Source organism: Winogradskyella vidalii (assembly GCF_013403955.1).
Classification (GTDB): domain Bacteria; phylum Bacteroidota; class Bacteroidia; order Flavobacteriales; family Flavobacteriaceae; genus Winogradskyella; species Winogradskyella vidalii.
Genome location: NZ_JABFDG010000001.1, coordinates 615,737 through 629,947, shown reverse-complemented (window position 1 = coordinate 629,947; position 14,211 = coordinate 615,737). Strand labels below are relative to the sequence as shown.

General features: G+C 33.1%; 11 protein-coding genes. 5 read left to right on the top strand and 6 right to left on the bottom strand.

The annotated features are described in order from the left end of the window. Positions 1 to 61: 61 nt before the first annotated feature. Positions 62 to 1,987: a T9SS-dependent choice-of-anchor J family protein gene (locus HM982_RS02440; protein WP_179351528.1), complete on the top strand. Its 1,926-nt coding sequence runs from the start codon at positions 62 to 64 to the stop codon at positions 1,985 to 1,987. 101 nt (positions 1,988 to 2,088) lie between these two features. Here the strand turns inward: HM982_RS02440 and HM982_RS02435 are convergent, their stop codons facing one another. Together HM982_RS02435 and rsmG are read right to left on the bottom strand one after the other, a co-directional pair. Next, positions 2,089 to 4,659, bottom strand: a complete 2,571-nt coding sequence (locus tag HM982_RS02435) for a toxin-antitoxin system YwqK family antitoxin (RefSeq protein WP_179351527.1) — start codon at positions 4,657 to 4,659, stop codon at positions 2,089 to 2,091. Between the two features lie 179 nt (positions 4,660 to 4,838). After that, positions 4,839 to 5,468, bottom strand: coding sequence for a 16S rRNA (guanine(527)-N(7))-methyltransferase RsmG (gene rsmG / locus HM982_RS02430; protein WP_179352361.1), 630 nt, complete (start codon positions 5,466 to 5,468; stop codon positions 4,839 to 4,841). Between the two features lie 143 nt (positions 5,469 to 5,611). On the opposite strand from rsmG, the gene HM982_RS02425 reads away from it, so the two are divergent. Further along, positions 5,612 to 6,712: a fatty acid desaturase family protein gene (locus HM982_RS02425; RefSeq protein ID WP_179351526.1), complete on the top strand. Its 1,101-nt coding sequence runs from the start codon at positions 5,612 to 5,614 to the stop codon at positions 6,710 to 6,712. Between the two features lie 17 nt (positions 6,713 to 6,729). Continuing rightward, positions 6,730 to 7,914 carry a pyridoxal phosphate-dependent aminotransferase gene (locus HM982_RS02420; RefSeq protein WP_179351525.1) on the top strand — a complete coding sequence of 395 codons (1,185 nt, stop codon included), beginning with the start codon at positions 6,730 to 6,732 and terminating at the stop codon, positions 7,912 to 7,914. Positions 7,915 to 8,040: 126 nt separating this feature from the next. Here the strand turns inward: HM982_RS02420 and HM982_RS02415 are convergent, their stop codons facing one another. The 3 genes from HM982_RS02415 to trkA form a co-directional block, all read right to left on the bottom strand. After that, the gene (locus tag HM982_RS02415) at positions 8,041 to 8,295 is read right to left on the bottom strand and encodes a hypothetical protein (protein ID WP_179351524.1); all 255 of its coding nucleotides are present in this window, start codon (positions 8,293 to 8,295) and stop codon (positions 8,041 to 8,043) included. Between the two features lie 192 nt (positions 8,296 to 8,487). After that, complete coding sequence (locus tag HM982_RS02410) at positions 8,488 to 9,990, bottom strand: TrkH family potassium uptake protein (RefSeq protein ID WP_179351523.1); 1,503 nt, start codon at positions 9,988 to 9,990, stop codon at positions 8,488 to 8,490. A 5-nt stretch (positions 9,991 to 9,995) separates the two neighbouring features. Continuing rightward, positions 9,996 to 11,345, bottom strand: a complete 1,350-nt coding sequence (gene trkA, locus HM982_RS02405) for a Trk system potassium transporter TrkA (protein WP_179351522.1) — start codon at positions 11,343 to 11,345, stop codon at positions 9,996 to 9,998. A gap of 403 nt (positions 11,346 to 11,748) precedes the next feature. Here trkA and ubiE point away from each other — a divergent pair, with 403 nt between their 5' ends. Next, on the top strand, positions 11,749 to 12,480 hold the full coding sequence (gene ubiE / locus HM982_RS02400; RefSeq protein WP_179351521.1) for a bifunctional demethylmenaquinone methyltransferase/2-methoxy-6-polyprenyl-1,4-benzoquinol methylase UbiE: 732 nt from the start codon (positions 11,749 to 11,751) through the stop codon (positions 12,478 to 12,480). A gap of 1 nt (position 12,481) precedes the next feature. Continuing rightward, the gene (gene porT / locus HM982_RS02395; RefSeq protein WP_179351520.1) at positions 12,482 to 13,198 is read left to right on the top strand and encodes a type IX secretion/gliding motility protein PorT/SprT; all 717 of its coding nucleotides are present in this window, start codon (positions 12,482 to 12,484) and stop codon (positions 13,196 to 13,198) included. On the opposite strand, the gene HM982_RS02390 is transcribed toward porT, so the two are convergent. Beyond that, complete coding sequence (locus HM982_RS02390; protein WP_179352360.1) at positions 13,185 to 13,922, bottom strand: TrmH family RNA methyltransferase; 738 nt, start codon at positions 13,920 to 13,922, stop codon at positions 13,185 to 13,187. The two genes, porT and HM982_RS02390, sit on opposite strands and share 14 nt — an antisense overlap. Between the last annotated feature and the right edge of the window lie 289 nt (positions 13,923 to 14,211).

Genomic DNA, 14,211 nt, shown 5'->3' with positions numbered 1-14,211 from the left:
GTTATTAATCTAGTAATATTAACCCTCCAAAGAAAAATTCTTTGTCTAAAAATCCTTTTTTATGAAAAACATTCTACTCTCAATTTTTACTTTAGCTGGCTTTATTGCATTGCAAGCTCAAGTTCAAAAAAAACCATTAATTGAGCATTTTACGCAAGCTTCATGTGTACCGTGTGCCACACAAAACCCAATGTTAAAAACAACTCTTGATGCTTATGGAGAAACTAATTATGTGCGTATTTCTCATCAAACTTCTTGGCCAGGTTCTGACCCAATGAATGCTGCATTCCCTGAAGGGCCTCTAGATCGTGTAATTTATTACGGTGTTGAAGGTGTACCTGACACTAGTTTAAATGGAGGTACTACAGGATTTCCTAACAGTATTGTAACAAGTTCTTCACTAGCCTCTGCAGCAACTGTTATGACACCGTATAGTATAACTGCAACACAAACTTGGGCAAACCCTAATGAACTAACCGTAAATATAGATGTTGAAAACGTTACAGGAACTGCAATCTCAAGTGCTGATAGAATATATGTAACCATGGTTGAAGATGAAGTCGTATATCCAAGTGCTCCTGGAGCCAACGGTGAAACTTCATTTGAGTATGTAATGCGACAAATGTACAATGCCTCTACAGGTGAACCAAGTGCTACTACAGGTGCTGTATTAGGAACTATTGACGCTATGTCTTCTACAAATTTCAACTTTACAATAACAGATTTACCTTCTTATTTGAGAGATAAAACACAAGTGAGTTTCGCTATTTATATTCAAAATAACGCAACAAAAGAAATCCTTCAAGCAGAGAAAACTTATCCTACTGAAGATATTCCTGAGATAATTTTTGTAAGTGCAGCTTCTGCCACTACTGCTGGTAGCGGTTACTGTGATTATGCAATCACACCTGGTATAGAGTTTACTAATAATGACCCTAATACAACTGTCACTGAAGTTGTTGCCGAATACACTATTAACGACGGCACAACAGAACAACAAACATTTACTGGAAGTTTAACCAATGGCCAATCTACAACAATTACATTTCCAGAATCAACACTAAGTGCTGGCACAAATATTCTCTACAGTGAAATTATATCTGTTAATGGAAATCAATATTGGGCTAGTACTGCTTCTGTAAGCATACCAAATGACACCTATAGAAGGCTTAATTCTGAGAGCATACCTGCGCCTATCTTAGAAGGTTTTGAAGATGGTGTGATAGCATCAAATGTAGGCTACTCTCGTGATTTAGAAACTGCGATATTTGATGCAGACGCTTCAATTTCTGAAAGTCAGTTTACAATACTTGATGGACCAATTATTGGCTTAGGTGCAATTGGAGGATTTGGAAACTCTAACCGTAGTGTTGTTTTCCAGTTTTATGCTATTCCTAGTGGCGAAATGAACCTTATCTTTCAAAAAGTAGAATTAGGATCTAACTCCACCCTTACCTTTGACCATACTTATCGTCAATATATAAATGAAAACGACCGCTTAGAAATCTTAGTTTCTACAGATTGTGGATCTACTTGGACAAATGTATTTAATAAAGCTGGTTCTGAATTAGCCACATTAACACCTTTAACCTCGCAATACCTTCCTTCTGGAGTAAATGGTTGGTTAAATAATTCTATTGATTTATCTGCCTATAACAATATGGATGATGTTCTGATACGTTTCAAAGCAACTTCTGCATACGGTAATAATATGTTTATTGACAATATTAGTATGAATTCTACACTTTCTGTTGATGATGTTGCTCGATTAAATTCTATTAAATTACACCCTAACCCTTCTTCAGATTTTATTCAGATTTCTGGGTTAACCACTGTTGAAAATTACTCAATCTATAATGTTTTAGGTGCTAAAGTTAGCCAAGGAACGGTAGTGAACAATCAAAGCATCAATATTGAAGATTACAGCAATGGCATCTACTTTTTAAAATTTGATAATGGAAACACACTCAAATTCACAAAAAAATAAAGATGTATTACATACATTATAAGTAATACCCTTTCATTTGTTTTCAAATAAAACCGTTTAAATAATTATTTAAACGGTTTTTTATATTCTATAACTTAACGTTAATATAAGTTTTCGGGTATTAAATTGGTTGAATAAATATTGAGTTTATTTATATATTTAACCCAATTGCCTGCAGCCAAATTCTCTTCAGCAAAAAATAGTACTTCATCGTCGTAACCTTTAACTGTTACACTCATGGACTTTTCGTTTTTATTTAAGATAATATAGGCTGCTCTTTTATCATAGGTATCACGACTTGTTACAAAAACAGTTCCTGATGCTAACTTGTTATTTTCAAATAATGCTCTATGTTGCTCTTTCCCACTTTTATCATAGCGAATCACTTCACCATTTAAAAAATAATCGTCTACGGTATAACTTAATCGTTTTTTGTCTGAGTCTTTGTGATAAGCTATGGTTTGCACAGCTTTCCCATCCTTATACTGAGTAACTTGTTTTCCTTTTTTATTATATGAAATACGTTTTGTAACCAAGCCATTTTTATAAGTTTCTTCTGTGGGTTTAATATCATAACCTCCTGCTATAACCTTAGTACCTTCAAAAGGCTTGTCATCTTTATAAATTAAACTATGAGTAAGCGCTCCCTTATCATCATAATAATTGGCTTTCCCTTCTAACTTATCATTTAAATAGGTTTCACTAGATTGTAATTGCCCATTATAATTATAGATTTTTAAAACCCCTTCTTTTTTATCGTCTACAAATTGGCCTTCTTCTAAAATGGTGTTTTGACCATAACCGTATTTTGTATAGACCCCATTACGCATCCCTTTCGCTATGGTGTATTTAACGCGTCCCACAGCATCATAAACAGTACCTTCCCAAGGCTCACCATCTTTGTAGGTTAACTCAGCAAAGACCTCTCCATCTTTTTTGTACGATTTAGAACAACAGGTAACATCTAATTCTTCTACTAAAACAGCATCTATTTCACCATAGTCGCGATTAACACCATAATCATATTGCTTTAGTTTAATAACTCGACCTTCAACTTCTTCCTTTATTAAACGAATGACGTCAGACTCATGAAAAAACTCGTAAAGTACACCATCCTTTTTTTCGTAATCATAGGTTCCTATAAGGTCGCCGTTTTTATTATAGAATTTTCCTAGCTTTTTATCATAACCTTTATATTCAAAATCACTTTGTTTAGATCCATTACTATAATAAGTAACCTCTCTTAATTTTTTATAGCCTTGATCTTCAAAATAGGTGGTACGCTTAAAATCTGTATATTCATTTTTACCTGATAATTTTGATGTAAAAGTAGTGCGCTCTATAACATAGCCATCTTTATAGGTTTCAATACTAGCAATATCAATATTGTAACCTGCATAAAAGCGTTTTCCATTTAAAGCTTTTGCATATTTATTAGCATATTCTAATTCTAGAGTTCCAAGAACATTTCCTTTTTTATCATAATAGATTTCTTTGTCTTGTGTTTTTTCGCTAAATACAAGTTTGCTTTCTTTGTAAAAATCAATTTCTTTAACAAGCTCACCTTCAAGATAAGTGGTTTGCTTATTGCCAGATATTTCAGTTCCCGTCAACGGATAATAATTTTCATAAGTCATCCGTGCTATTTCTTCACCATCTTCGTCATAACTAATTTGTAATTCTCTAACACCATTGATATAGTTCGTTATAGACTTAGTAGTTCCATCTTGATAACGCAGTTCTGTTCTTTGTAGCTTACCTTCTTTATAGGTATTTATAGAATTAATCACATTTGACTGAGTCGTTATAGAACTATACGAAAATTTAATTTCTGTACCATTCTCAGGTTGTAAGTATCCATCATTTATGGTGTAGGTTAAACTACCGAGCTCTACCCCTTCTTGGGTATAAAACGTACTTTTATATTCTGGCTTTAATTCAAATTTGGTTCTTACTTGTCCATTCTCATAAAAAAAAGTTTCACCAAGCAATCGCTCATAAGGATAGTATCTTATTTGTTTAACACTTAACGGCTCAAAGTAATAAAAAACCTCAACACCTTTAACATAGCCATTATCTAGAGTTACAAGCTCACCTATTAACTCACCATTTTCACCATAGTATTTAGCTAAAAATCGCCCGCCTTTTAGTTTGCTGTAATTTTCGTAACGGATGCCATTAATATCATCACCATAAATAATCTCTTTAATAGTATCGTTCTTTACTTCTGTATAATAGCTATTACTTCCCTGCGCTCTATTAATAGCACCTCCACGAAAAAATCCATTTTCATAAGTAGCGACCAATTTCTTATTATTAAGATAGGAGATAAATTCGCCCTCTAATCTATTGTTATCATAATGACCAATTTGATAGACCTTCCCCTCATTAGTATACCAACTTACTTTCCCCTGCCAAATGGTATTATCTGCTGTTTTAGACAACCCACTCATTTGAAGCTGACCAGAGACAAAATAATCTTCAATACGAAATAAATCACCTTCTTTTTTAACTGGTGGTCTAAAAAAAGCAGCACTATCTTTTACGGTTTCCTTCCAGTTAATATTATAATAAATGGTGTCTTGCTGAGCTTCTACTTCTGTTGACAAAAAAAAGATACCAATTGTTAATACAAGTGTGGTTTGAATAATTTTTTTAGAGAATAAATTCATTTAGAATATGATTTATAATGTGAAATTTATTTTCTAAAACAGACTACTGTTTTAGAAAACGAATAATAACTTTTATTATATAGTGTAAAATTCTGAAATAAGGCAATTTAATGCCTCCCTGTTTTCAGTGATTTTACTCCGGCTGAAAAAAGTTTAAGAGATTACAGGTCAGTAAAAAATTAGTTTTTAAATTTTAAAGGAAGGTAGATTACTTTTTTAGTTTCAAAAAATGACTCTTCAAAATAATCTGATAATAAGAATGCTTTAACCGTTTTGTATTGTTTTAATTCTTCAGTTAAATCGCCACCTTTTAAATAGAGAATACCGTTTTTTAAATCGTTTTTTTGAGTTTTAGCAATTTTTCCTTTTATCCAAGACGTGAACTCTGGCATGGTGGTTACCGCTCTACTTACTATAAAATCGAATGTTTCATCAATAGCTTCTACTCTACTGTGTGTGGTTTTTACATTAGTTAACTCAATAGCCTCGCATACCGCATTAATCACTTTTAGTTTTTTATTGATGCTATCTACCAAGTGAAATTGACATTCAGGAAACAATATTGCTAATGGCACGCCAGGAAATCCACCGCCTGTACCAACGTCTAAAATGGAAGAGTTTGGTGCAAAATCTATTATTTTAGCAATTCCCATTGAATGTAAAACGTGTCTTAGATATAGCTCATCAATGTCTTTACGAGAAATCACATTTATTTTGCTATTCCAATCTTTATACAACCCTTCTAAGGCTTCAAATTGTTGGATTTGATGATTTGTTAAATTGGGAAAATACTTTAAAATTAGCTCCATAAAATTTTCTTTCTGCAAAAATACTTAATTTTAATCTGTATAATTTTAAGTTAAACGATTATGATTGCTTTTTATTTATTAACTATCTTTGCTATGTTATAATGAATTTCAATCCCTTACGTTATAATATAAATTAATAGCAAATGGCACAACAAACATTATCATTCTCTAGAACAGATTCAGCTAAGTTCTTTAGAACTCTAAATAAGCGCGTTAACAGTTACTTTAAAGAAAACAACATTAAACGTACAGGCAATTGGCAATTATGGGTTAAAACCATTATTATGTTTGCCTTATTTTTAACCCCTTATTTCTTATTACTAACCTTAGACATCCCAACTTGGGCACAATTACTCTTAACTATTGTTATGGGAGTTGGTATGGCAGGTGTAGGTATGAACGTCATGCACGATGGTAATCATGGTGCTTTTTCTAACAAAGAATGGGTCAACCGTTTAATGGGAAGTAGTATCTATATATTAGCCGGAAATGTATATAACTGGAAAGTACAACACAACGTCCTACACCATACCTATACAAATATACACGGCCATGATGAAGATTTAGAAGCTGGTAGAATTTTACGTTTTTCTGAACATACAAAATGGCGAAAGCATCATAGGTTTCAACATTATTACTCAATTTTATTATATGGCCTATTAACCATTAACTGGGCAATTACGACCGATTTTCAACAGATGAAACGCTACATGAAGCGTAAATTATCTTATGGTCAATTTCCAAATCCTGTGGTAAATTGGAGTAAATTAGTGATTTCTAAATTAATCTACATTTCTATGTGGATTGTATTACCATTATTACTAACAGATATTGCATGGTATAAAATTTTAATTGGCTTTGTGCTTATGCATTATGTTGCTGGCTTAATTTTAAGTGTCGTATTTCAACTAGCCCATGTTATGGAAGAAGCGGAAATGCCTTTACCAGAAAAAGATGGCACAATGAAAAACACCTGGGCAATTCATCAACTTAAGACCACGGTAAATTTTGGTGCTAAGAGTAAAATTATCAATTGGTACACTGGCGGTTTAAATCACCAAGTAGAGCACCATATATTTCCACACATTAGCCATATTCATTATGGTAAAATTGCAGAAATAGTAAAGTCTACAGCAAAAGAATTTAATTTACCATACAAAGAATACAAAACAACACGAAAAGCAATTGCAGCACATTTCAAATTTTTAAAAGAAATGGGAATGCGTCCTGCAATGCAAGCCTAATTCAATATTTACATTTTATGAACCAACTTTCAGATAGAATTAATAACCTATCCACATCAGCTACGCTGGCAATGGCAGCAAAAGCAAGAGAACTACGCGCAGAAGGAAAAGATATTATTGGCTTAAGTTTAGGGGAACCCGATTTTAACACGCCAGATTTTATTAAAGAAGCTGCAATTGAAGCTATAAACCAAGACTACAACAGTTATACACCTGTTGATGGTTATGTAGATTTGAAACAAGCTGTAATTACAAAATTTAAGCGCGACAATAATCTTAGTTACACCTTACCACAGGTTGTGGTATCTACTGGAGCAAAACAAGCTTTAGCGAACATTGCTTCTGTGATGCTAAACCCTGGAGATGAAGTTATTTTACCTTGTCCTTATTGGGTAAGTTACAGTGATATTGTTCAGTTAAGTGAAGGTGTACCAGTAGAGGTTCAAACTTCTATTGACACGGATTTTAAAATGACCGCTGAGCAATTGGAAGCTGCAATTACACCAAAAACAAAAATGATTTGGTACAGTTCGCCTTGTAATCCAAGTGGCTCTGTTTATAGTAAAGAAGAATTAAGAGCTTTAGCAGATGTGTTACAGAAACACCCAAATATCTATGTTGTTTCTGATGAAATTTATGAGCATATCAATTTTAAAGGGGGGCATTTCAGTATGGCTGAATTTGAAGACATGTACGATAGAACCATTACTGTAAACGGGGTTTCTAAAGCCTTTGCTATGACCGGTTGGAGAATTGGTTATATAGGTGCACCTGATTGGATTGCTAGAGCATGTAATAAAATACAAGGGCAAATTACTAGTGGTGCTAATTGTATTGCACAACGTGCTGTAATTACAGCTTTAGAAGCTGATCCATCAAGCATAAAGTACATGGTAGATGAGTTTAAGGAAAGACGTCAACTTATTTTAAACTTACTAGGTGAAATTGAAGGGTTTAAAACGAATGAACCAGAAGGAGCGTTTTATGTATTCCCTAATGTATCCGCTTATTTTGGAAAAACCATTAAAGGAAAAACGATTAATAACGCCACTGATTTTTCTTTATTCTTATTAGAAGAAGCCTTAGTAGCAACTGTTACAGGTGAAGCTTTTGGAAATAAAGATTGTATCCGTATTTCTTATGCGGCATCACAAGATGAAATTAAAGAAGCAATCAAACGTATTAAAACGGCTTTAAGTTAAAATATAATTTTTATACTCCATATAAAAAAAGTTGCAGCAGTTAATGTTGCAACTTTTTTTTATGAATTGATTGTAATTTTAAGATTGACAAAATCGTCTAAATAGAATTCTTAGGGGCTGTAATTATTAAAACAAAATTATAATAGCAACACCCACAAAAACAGACAATTTCAATACCAAAGAAGCTCTAAGGCTTTCCTTGCTCAATTGTCGTGATTTAATACGTTGTCTAATTCCGAATATTGATTTTTTACGTGCCTTTTTAAAACTGTATTTTACAATACGTTTGTAGTTTGAATTTAATAAACCTTTTGTTGTAAAATGAAATCTTTTAGAACTTAGAGCCCTGTTTTTTAAACGTTGTGCTATTATTGATTTCATGATTTATAATATTATGAGGGATTATTCTTTTTGAAAAAATACGGATAATAATTAACAAATACTAAATTATATCCCTGAATTTTAAATATAACCCTGAATTACAACAGAAAAACTAAGCAATTATCATTAGACGAATAAGTAATCAGTACTAAAAAAAAGTCATACTTAAGTACTGAAACAACTTATAAGCAATTAACGATTTCTCCAAAAGAAAGGGGTTAATAAAATCAGAACGGTAAACAATTCTAATCGACCAATAAGCATTAAAAAAGAGGCCCACCACTTTCCTAAAGCTGGTAAGGCAGCATAATTATTTACAGGACCAAAATCTCCTAAAGCAGGCCCCACATTACCTAGGCTCGATGCCGATAATCCAATAGCAGAAGCAAAATCCATATTAAACATAGAGAACACTAGAGCACCAACAATAAACGATAACATGTAAAGGATAAAGAACCCTAACACATTAAACACAATATCTTTAGATACCGATTTTCCATTGTAACGCACAGGAATAATAGCATTAGGATGTAAGGCGCGCTTAAATTCTAAAAAGCTATTCTTAACTAAAATCAATTGACGTATTACCTTTACACCTCCAGAAGTACTCCCAGCTGAACCGCCCAGAAACATCATTCCAAAAAAGAAAACAGTTAAAAAAGGGGTCCACATCGTATAATCTGCAGAAACAAAACCTGTTGTTGTAACCACAGTTAACACCTGAAACAAACTATGTCTTAGCGCACTTTCTGCTTTACCTAACACCATTGGGTGATCTATAGAGGAAAGCGACATATCAGCTTTAAAGTAGATTAAAAGTGCTGCAACAAGTGTAAAGCCAACTATAAATTTAAAGTAGAGTCTAAACTCTTCGTCATGCAGAATCTTTGAAACCTTACCTTTAAAGAGGTAGTAACTTAAGACAAAGTTAGTCCCTGCTAAAAACATAAAGAATATAATAATGTATTGTATCGCTGGATTATCATTCCAATACGCTACACTCGCGTTTTTGGTAGAGAATCCTCCTGTTGATAAAGTGCTTAATGCATGGTTTATGGCGTCGAAAAAAGACATGCCCGCAACTTGTAAAAGTATCGTTTCTGCAGCTGTATAACCGACATAAATTAACCACAAGCGTTTAGCGGTATCAGTAATTCTAGGGTGTAATTTATCGCCACTTGGGCCAGGAGCTTCAGCTGCAAATAACTGCATACCTCCTACTCCAAGTAAAGGCAATATAGCAATAGCTAGAACAATAATTCCCATCCCACCTATCCAATGCGTCATACTTCGCCAGAACAAAACCCCTTCAGGAATCACCTCGATATCATTTAAAATACTCGCCCCTGTAGTCGTATAACCAGACATGGTTTCAAAAAACGCATCGGTGAAAGAAGGAATAGCTTCTGTTGCTACATAAGGTAGTGCTCCGGAGAGCGACATCACTATCCAACCAAAAGCAACCACTATATACCCTTCGCGCTTGTTCATTTCCTTGCGATGGTCTTTTGTTCTATACATCACCATAACCCCTATTAAAAGGGTTACAACACCAGCTAAAAACAATCTTAAGGTAACACCATCTTTATAGATTAAACTAATTAAAGTTGCTGTAAGCATAAAGCCACCATTAAACAATAGCAGCAAGCCCAAAAAATGAAAGATTATTTTATAATTGAGTTTTATACGCGACATAATTATTATGAGAAAAACCGTTCTACTTCAGATATAGAACGTGGTAAACAACAAACCACAACGCGATCTCCTGCTTCAATATTAAAACTACCTAGTGGAATAGATCCCTTTCCGTCTCTAATGACACCCCCTATAATAGCTGATTTTGGAAATTTGATATCTTTAATGAGCTTGTTTGTTATTTTGGTTTTTGGCTTAACCACAAACTCCAAAAGTTCAGCATTCATATTCGTTAACTTCGTCATGGCCACGACTTCGCCTTTCCTAATATACCTAAAGATATTATTGGCAGCTAATAGTTTTTTATTAATTAGAGTATCGATCCCAATAGATTGTGATAATTGGTAATAATCCATATTTTCAACTAACGCAATGGTTTTTTTCACTCCTTTAGATTTCGCTAAAAGACAGGACATAATATTAGTTTCAGAATTACCTGTGACAGCAATAAAAGCATCCATATCAGAGATATTCTCTTCATCTAATATATCTACGTTTCTACCATCACCACAAATAACCAAAGCATTAGGAATATCTTCTGCTAATTCTTCTGCCTTCCCTCTTTTACTCTCTACCAATTTTACATTAAATTTACTAGAACACAAATCCTTAGCCGTCTTATAACCAATTTGACTGCCACCAAGCACCATCACATTCTTAATAAAAACCTTTACTTTCCCTGATAGTTTAAACAACTCATCATCACCACCTTTAGAGGTCATAAACACCACTTTATCACCCTCCTTAAAAATGGTATCACCGCGTGGAATTATAGTATATTGTGTTCCTAAACGCTGAATTGCAATAGGAATAAAATTTAATTCTGGATAAATGGCCGCTGCTTCCTTAACCGATTTATCAACAAAGGTAGCCGTCCTAGATAAGCGTAAACCCAACATCGTTAACTCACCACCTTCAAACTCATAAGTATCATTAAATCCGTACTGATTTAAAAGCAATTCTATTTCAGAAGCCGCTAGTGATTCTGGTGAAATTAACTCATCAATCCCAAATTGCGAGAATCCTACAGTTTCTTTGTGCTCAATAAATTCAGTGTTAGAAATACGTGCAATGGTTCGTTTGGCACCGAGTTGTTTTGCTAAAACACAAGCCGTAATATTAGTCGTTTCTGATGACGTTACGGCGATAAATAGTGCCGCAGTATCTATACGAGCATCTTTTAAAATTGCTATAGAAGTGGCGTCACCTCGTATCGTCCTAATATCTAAGTGTTCACCGGCATACGCTAAACTATCTTTCTTTGTATCTATTAAAGTAATCTCTTGCGATTCGTAAGATAACAGTTTTGCTAAATGAAACCCTACTTCACCTGCACCAGCAATTATTATTTTCATGTATTTTCATTTATGCTATTTCAAAAGTCTTATGATGACTTTACTTAATATAGCAAGCTGTTCGAAATTTATCAGTTATTTGACTGATAAAATTTTGAACAGGTACGCTTCATCATGTTTCTCTGAAATAGACAAACAAATATACTAAGAACTTCTAATTACAACTAAAAGTTGCGGTTTATTAGCTATTTTATATTTTTTTACGGTTAGAATACGCATGACTTCCTCTATTTCTTTAGGTTTTCACTTATTGAATATTGTCTTTATTGACTTATACTTATTTGTACAATTCACTTTTAGAACTTACAACTTTGAATACTTAGAACTTCAAATATCCGTAACTTTAAATAGGTATAACTTCAAGTACTTAATAACTTCTTTAGTATATTTGCCAAAAATTTTTATGGCTGAAAAAGTAAACCCATATAAGGATAGTGACCAATCAAAAAAGGTTCAGGTTACTAAGATGTTCGATACCATTTCTAATGAATACGATGGTTTAAACCGTGTCATTTCTTTCGGAATTGACGTAAAGTGGCGAAATAAAGTTGTAAAAATGGTTGCCGAAAAGCAGCCTGAAAACATTTTAGATATCGCTACAGGAACTGGTGATTTAGCCATTAGTTTGGCTTCAACCAATGCCAAGGAGATTATTGGTTTAGATATTAGTGATGGCATGCTAGAGGTTGGTCGTAAAAAAATTAGTTCTAAAAATTTAAATGGGATTATCTCAATGGTTATTGGTGATTCTGAAGATTTACCTTTTGAGGACAATACCTTCGATGCCATAACAGTAGCCTTTGGTGTTCGTAATTTTGAACATTTAGAAAAAGGACTTGCCGAAATTTTAAGAGTCCTAAAACCTAATGGTATCTTTGTAATTCTTGAAACATCTGTACCTACAAACCCAATCTATAAAGCAGGTTATAATTTTCATACAAAATTAATTATGCCAACCATAGGAAAGATTTTCTCTAAAGATAAAGTCGCCTATAATTACCTCAGCGAATCGGCTTCTGTTTTTCCTTATGGTGAAGCGTTAAACAATATTTTAAGAAAAATTGGGTTTATAAAAGTGGAACATAATCCACAAACCATGGGAGTAGCAACAATATACTCCGCATCTAAAGCATAATATGAAGCAAATCTTAGTCCTTTTAGTATTTTTATTAGCATTTCAGAATGGCTCTGCTCAGCTTTTTACTAAAGAAAAAGTCGCTAATAATCCAGATAACATTGATGAGAAATTTTTATCGTGGGGTTACTTTTTAGGATTTAACCAATATGATTTTAATTTTGATTACTATGAAGATTTAGAAGACATCCAAGTAGACAAATCATTTGGATTTCATTTGGGGCTTGTTGGAGATATGCGTATTAATAATTTCTTAAATTTAAGATTAGAACCAGGCGTGTTCTTCACTACAAGAAATTTACGCTATGATGAAAGCCATTTTCAAGGTATGGAATTTAATGACGCCGATTTGTTGAGAGAAGTAAAGTCAACTTATGTGCATGTTCCTTTATTATTAAAAGCCTCTACTAAACGTATTAATAATATTAAACCCTTTATTGTTGGTGGCTTTTCGGCAGCTTTAAACCTTTCTAGTAATCAAGATAATCCTAATGACAATAGTTCAGGTGAATTTAGAATGACTAAAAACACTTATTTCTACGAACTTGGATTCGGAATTGATATTTACCTCCTTTATTTCAAATTCACACCTTCTATTCGGGGTATTTTTGCTTTAAACGATGAGATCATAAAAGATGTAGATCCTAATAGCCCATGGACTGGTAATGTTTCAAAAATGCAAACCAGAGGGCTTTTTATCAATTTTACTTTTCAATAATAGTACGCCTTTTAAATTCGCTTAACACAATTGCTGTAGCATTAGCTACATTTAGACTTTCTGTGGCTTTTATTTCACCAAATTGAGGAATAGTAAGCTTTCTGTTTACTTTAGTCGCAATAGCTTCAGAAATTCCATTAGCCTCATTACCTAACACAATAACACCATTCGTCGGTAAATCGGTATGATAAATATTTTCACCGGCTAAAAACGTCCCAAAAACTTCCGTTTTTTTAGAATCTAAATAAGCTTCTAAATCTAAATACTGCACATTAACTCGTGTTAGAGACCCCATAGTAGCTTGTACTACTTTGGTATTATAACAATCTACCGTATTGTTTCCGCAAACCAAAGTCTTAATACCATACCAATCGCAAAGTCTAATAATTGTCCCTAAATTACCTGGATCTCTAATAGCATCTAGAGCGACAATTAAACCTTCTTCTTCAGAAGTTTTCTCTTCGGGTATTTCAAAAATAGCTAAAGCTGTATTGGGATTTTTAAGCGCTGATATTTTTTTTAATTCTGCCTCAGAGATCTCAGAAACTAAATCAATTGGGACATTAAAAATCAATTGGGTTGTATATACATGTCTCAGCTTATAATTAGATTTTAGAAATTCTGAAACCCCTTTTATTCCCTCTACAATAAACAGAGCATTTTGCACTCTGCCTTTTTTTTGTTCTAAACTTTTAATTAGCTTAATTTGATTCTTAGATAACATCGAATTCATTAAATTGTTTATTGGTTTACTGCAACATAATTATTTCACCCTTTTACATCAACTCTATTATGACTTTGAAATAACGTTTTGACTAAAAAAGGATTTACCTGAATTTAAAAACTTCATTTTTTACTTAAATAAAAAAAAGTTGAGAAGGGTTCATTAAAATGTCTTTACATTTGTTACATAATAGACCTAAAGCTACAAAGTAAACCTTTTTTGGTTTAAAACTGCTTTAAAATTAAAATCACGATACTATTTCTTAAGTAGAAATGGTATTATTTTTGTT

What these genes read in the sequence shown, in the direction of transcription:
- HM982_RS02415 (WP_179351524.1), bottom strand. Translation starts at nt 8,295, where the DNA reads ATGAAATCAATAATAGCACAACGTTTAAAAAACAGGGCTCTAAGTTCT.
- trkA (WP_179351522.1), bottom strand. Translation starts at nt 11,345, where the DNA reads ATGAAAATAATAATTGCTGGTGCAGGTGAAGTAGGGTTTCATTTAGCA.
- porT (WP_179351520.1), top strand. Translation starts at nt 12,482, where the DNA reads ATGAAGCAAATCTTAGTCCTTTTAGTATTTTTATTAGCATTTCAGAAT.
- HM982_RS02390 (WP_179352360.1), bottom strand. Translation starts at nt 13,922, where the DNA reads ATGTTATCTAAGAATCAAATTAAGCTAATTAAAAGTTTAGAACAAAAA.
- HM982_RS02410 (WP_179351523.1), bottom strand. Translation starts at nt 9,990, where the DNA reads ATGTCGCGTATAAAACTCAATTATAAAATAATCTTTCATTTTTTGGGC.
- HM982_RS02440 (WP_179351528.1), top strand. Translation starts at nt 62, where the DNA reads ATGAAAAACATTCTACTCTCAATTTTTACTTTAGCTGGCTTTATTGCA.
- ubiE (WP_179351521.1), top strand. Translation starts at nt 11,749, where the DNA reads ATGGCTGAAAAAGTAAACCCATATAAGGATAGTGACCAATCAAAAAAG.
- rsmG (WP_179352361.1), bottom strand. Translation starts at nt 5,468, where the DNA reads ATGGAGCTAATTTTAAAGTATTTTCCCAATTTAACAAATCATCAAATC.
- HM982_RS02435 (WP_179351527.1), bottom strand. Translation starts at nt 4,659, where the DNA reads ATGAATTTATTCTCTAAAAAAATTATTCAAACCACACTTGTATTAACA.
- HM982_RS02420 (WP_179351525.1), top strand. Translation starts at nt 6,730, where the DNA reads ATGAACCAACTTTCAGATAGAATTAATAACCTATCCACATCAGCTACG.
- HM982_RS02425 (WP_179351526.1), top strand. Translation starts at nt 5,612, where the DNA reads ATGGCACAACAAACATTATCATTCTCTAGAACAGATTCAGCTAAGTTC.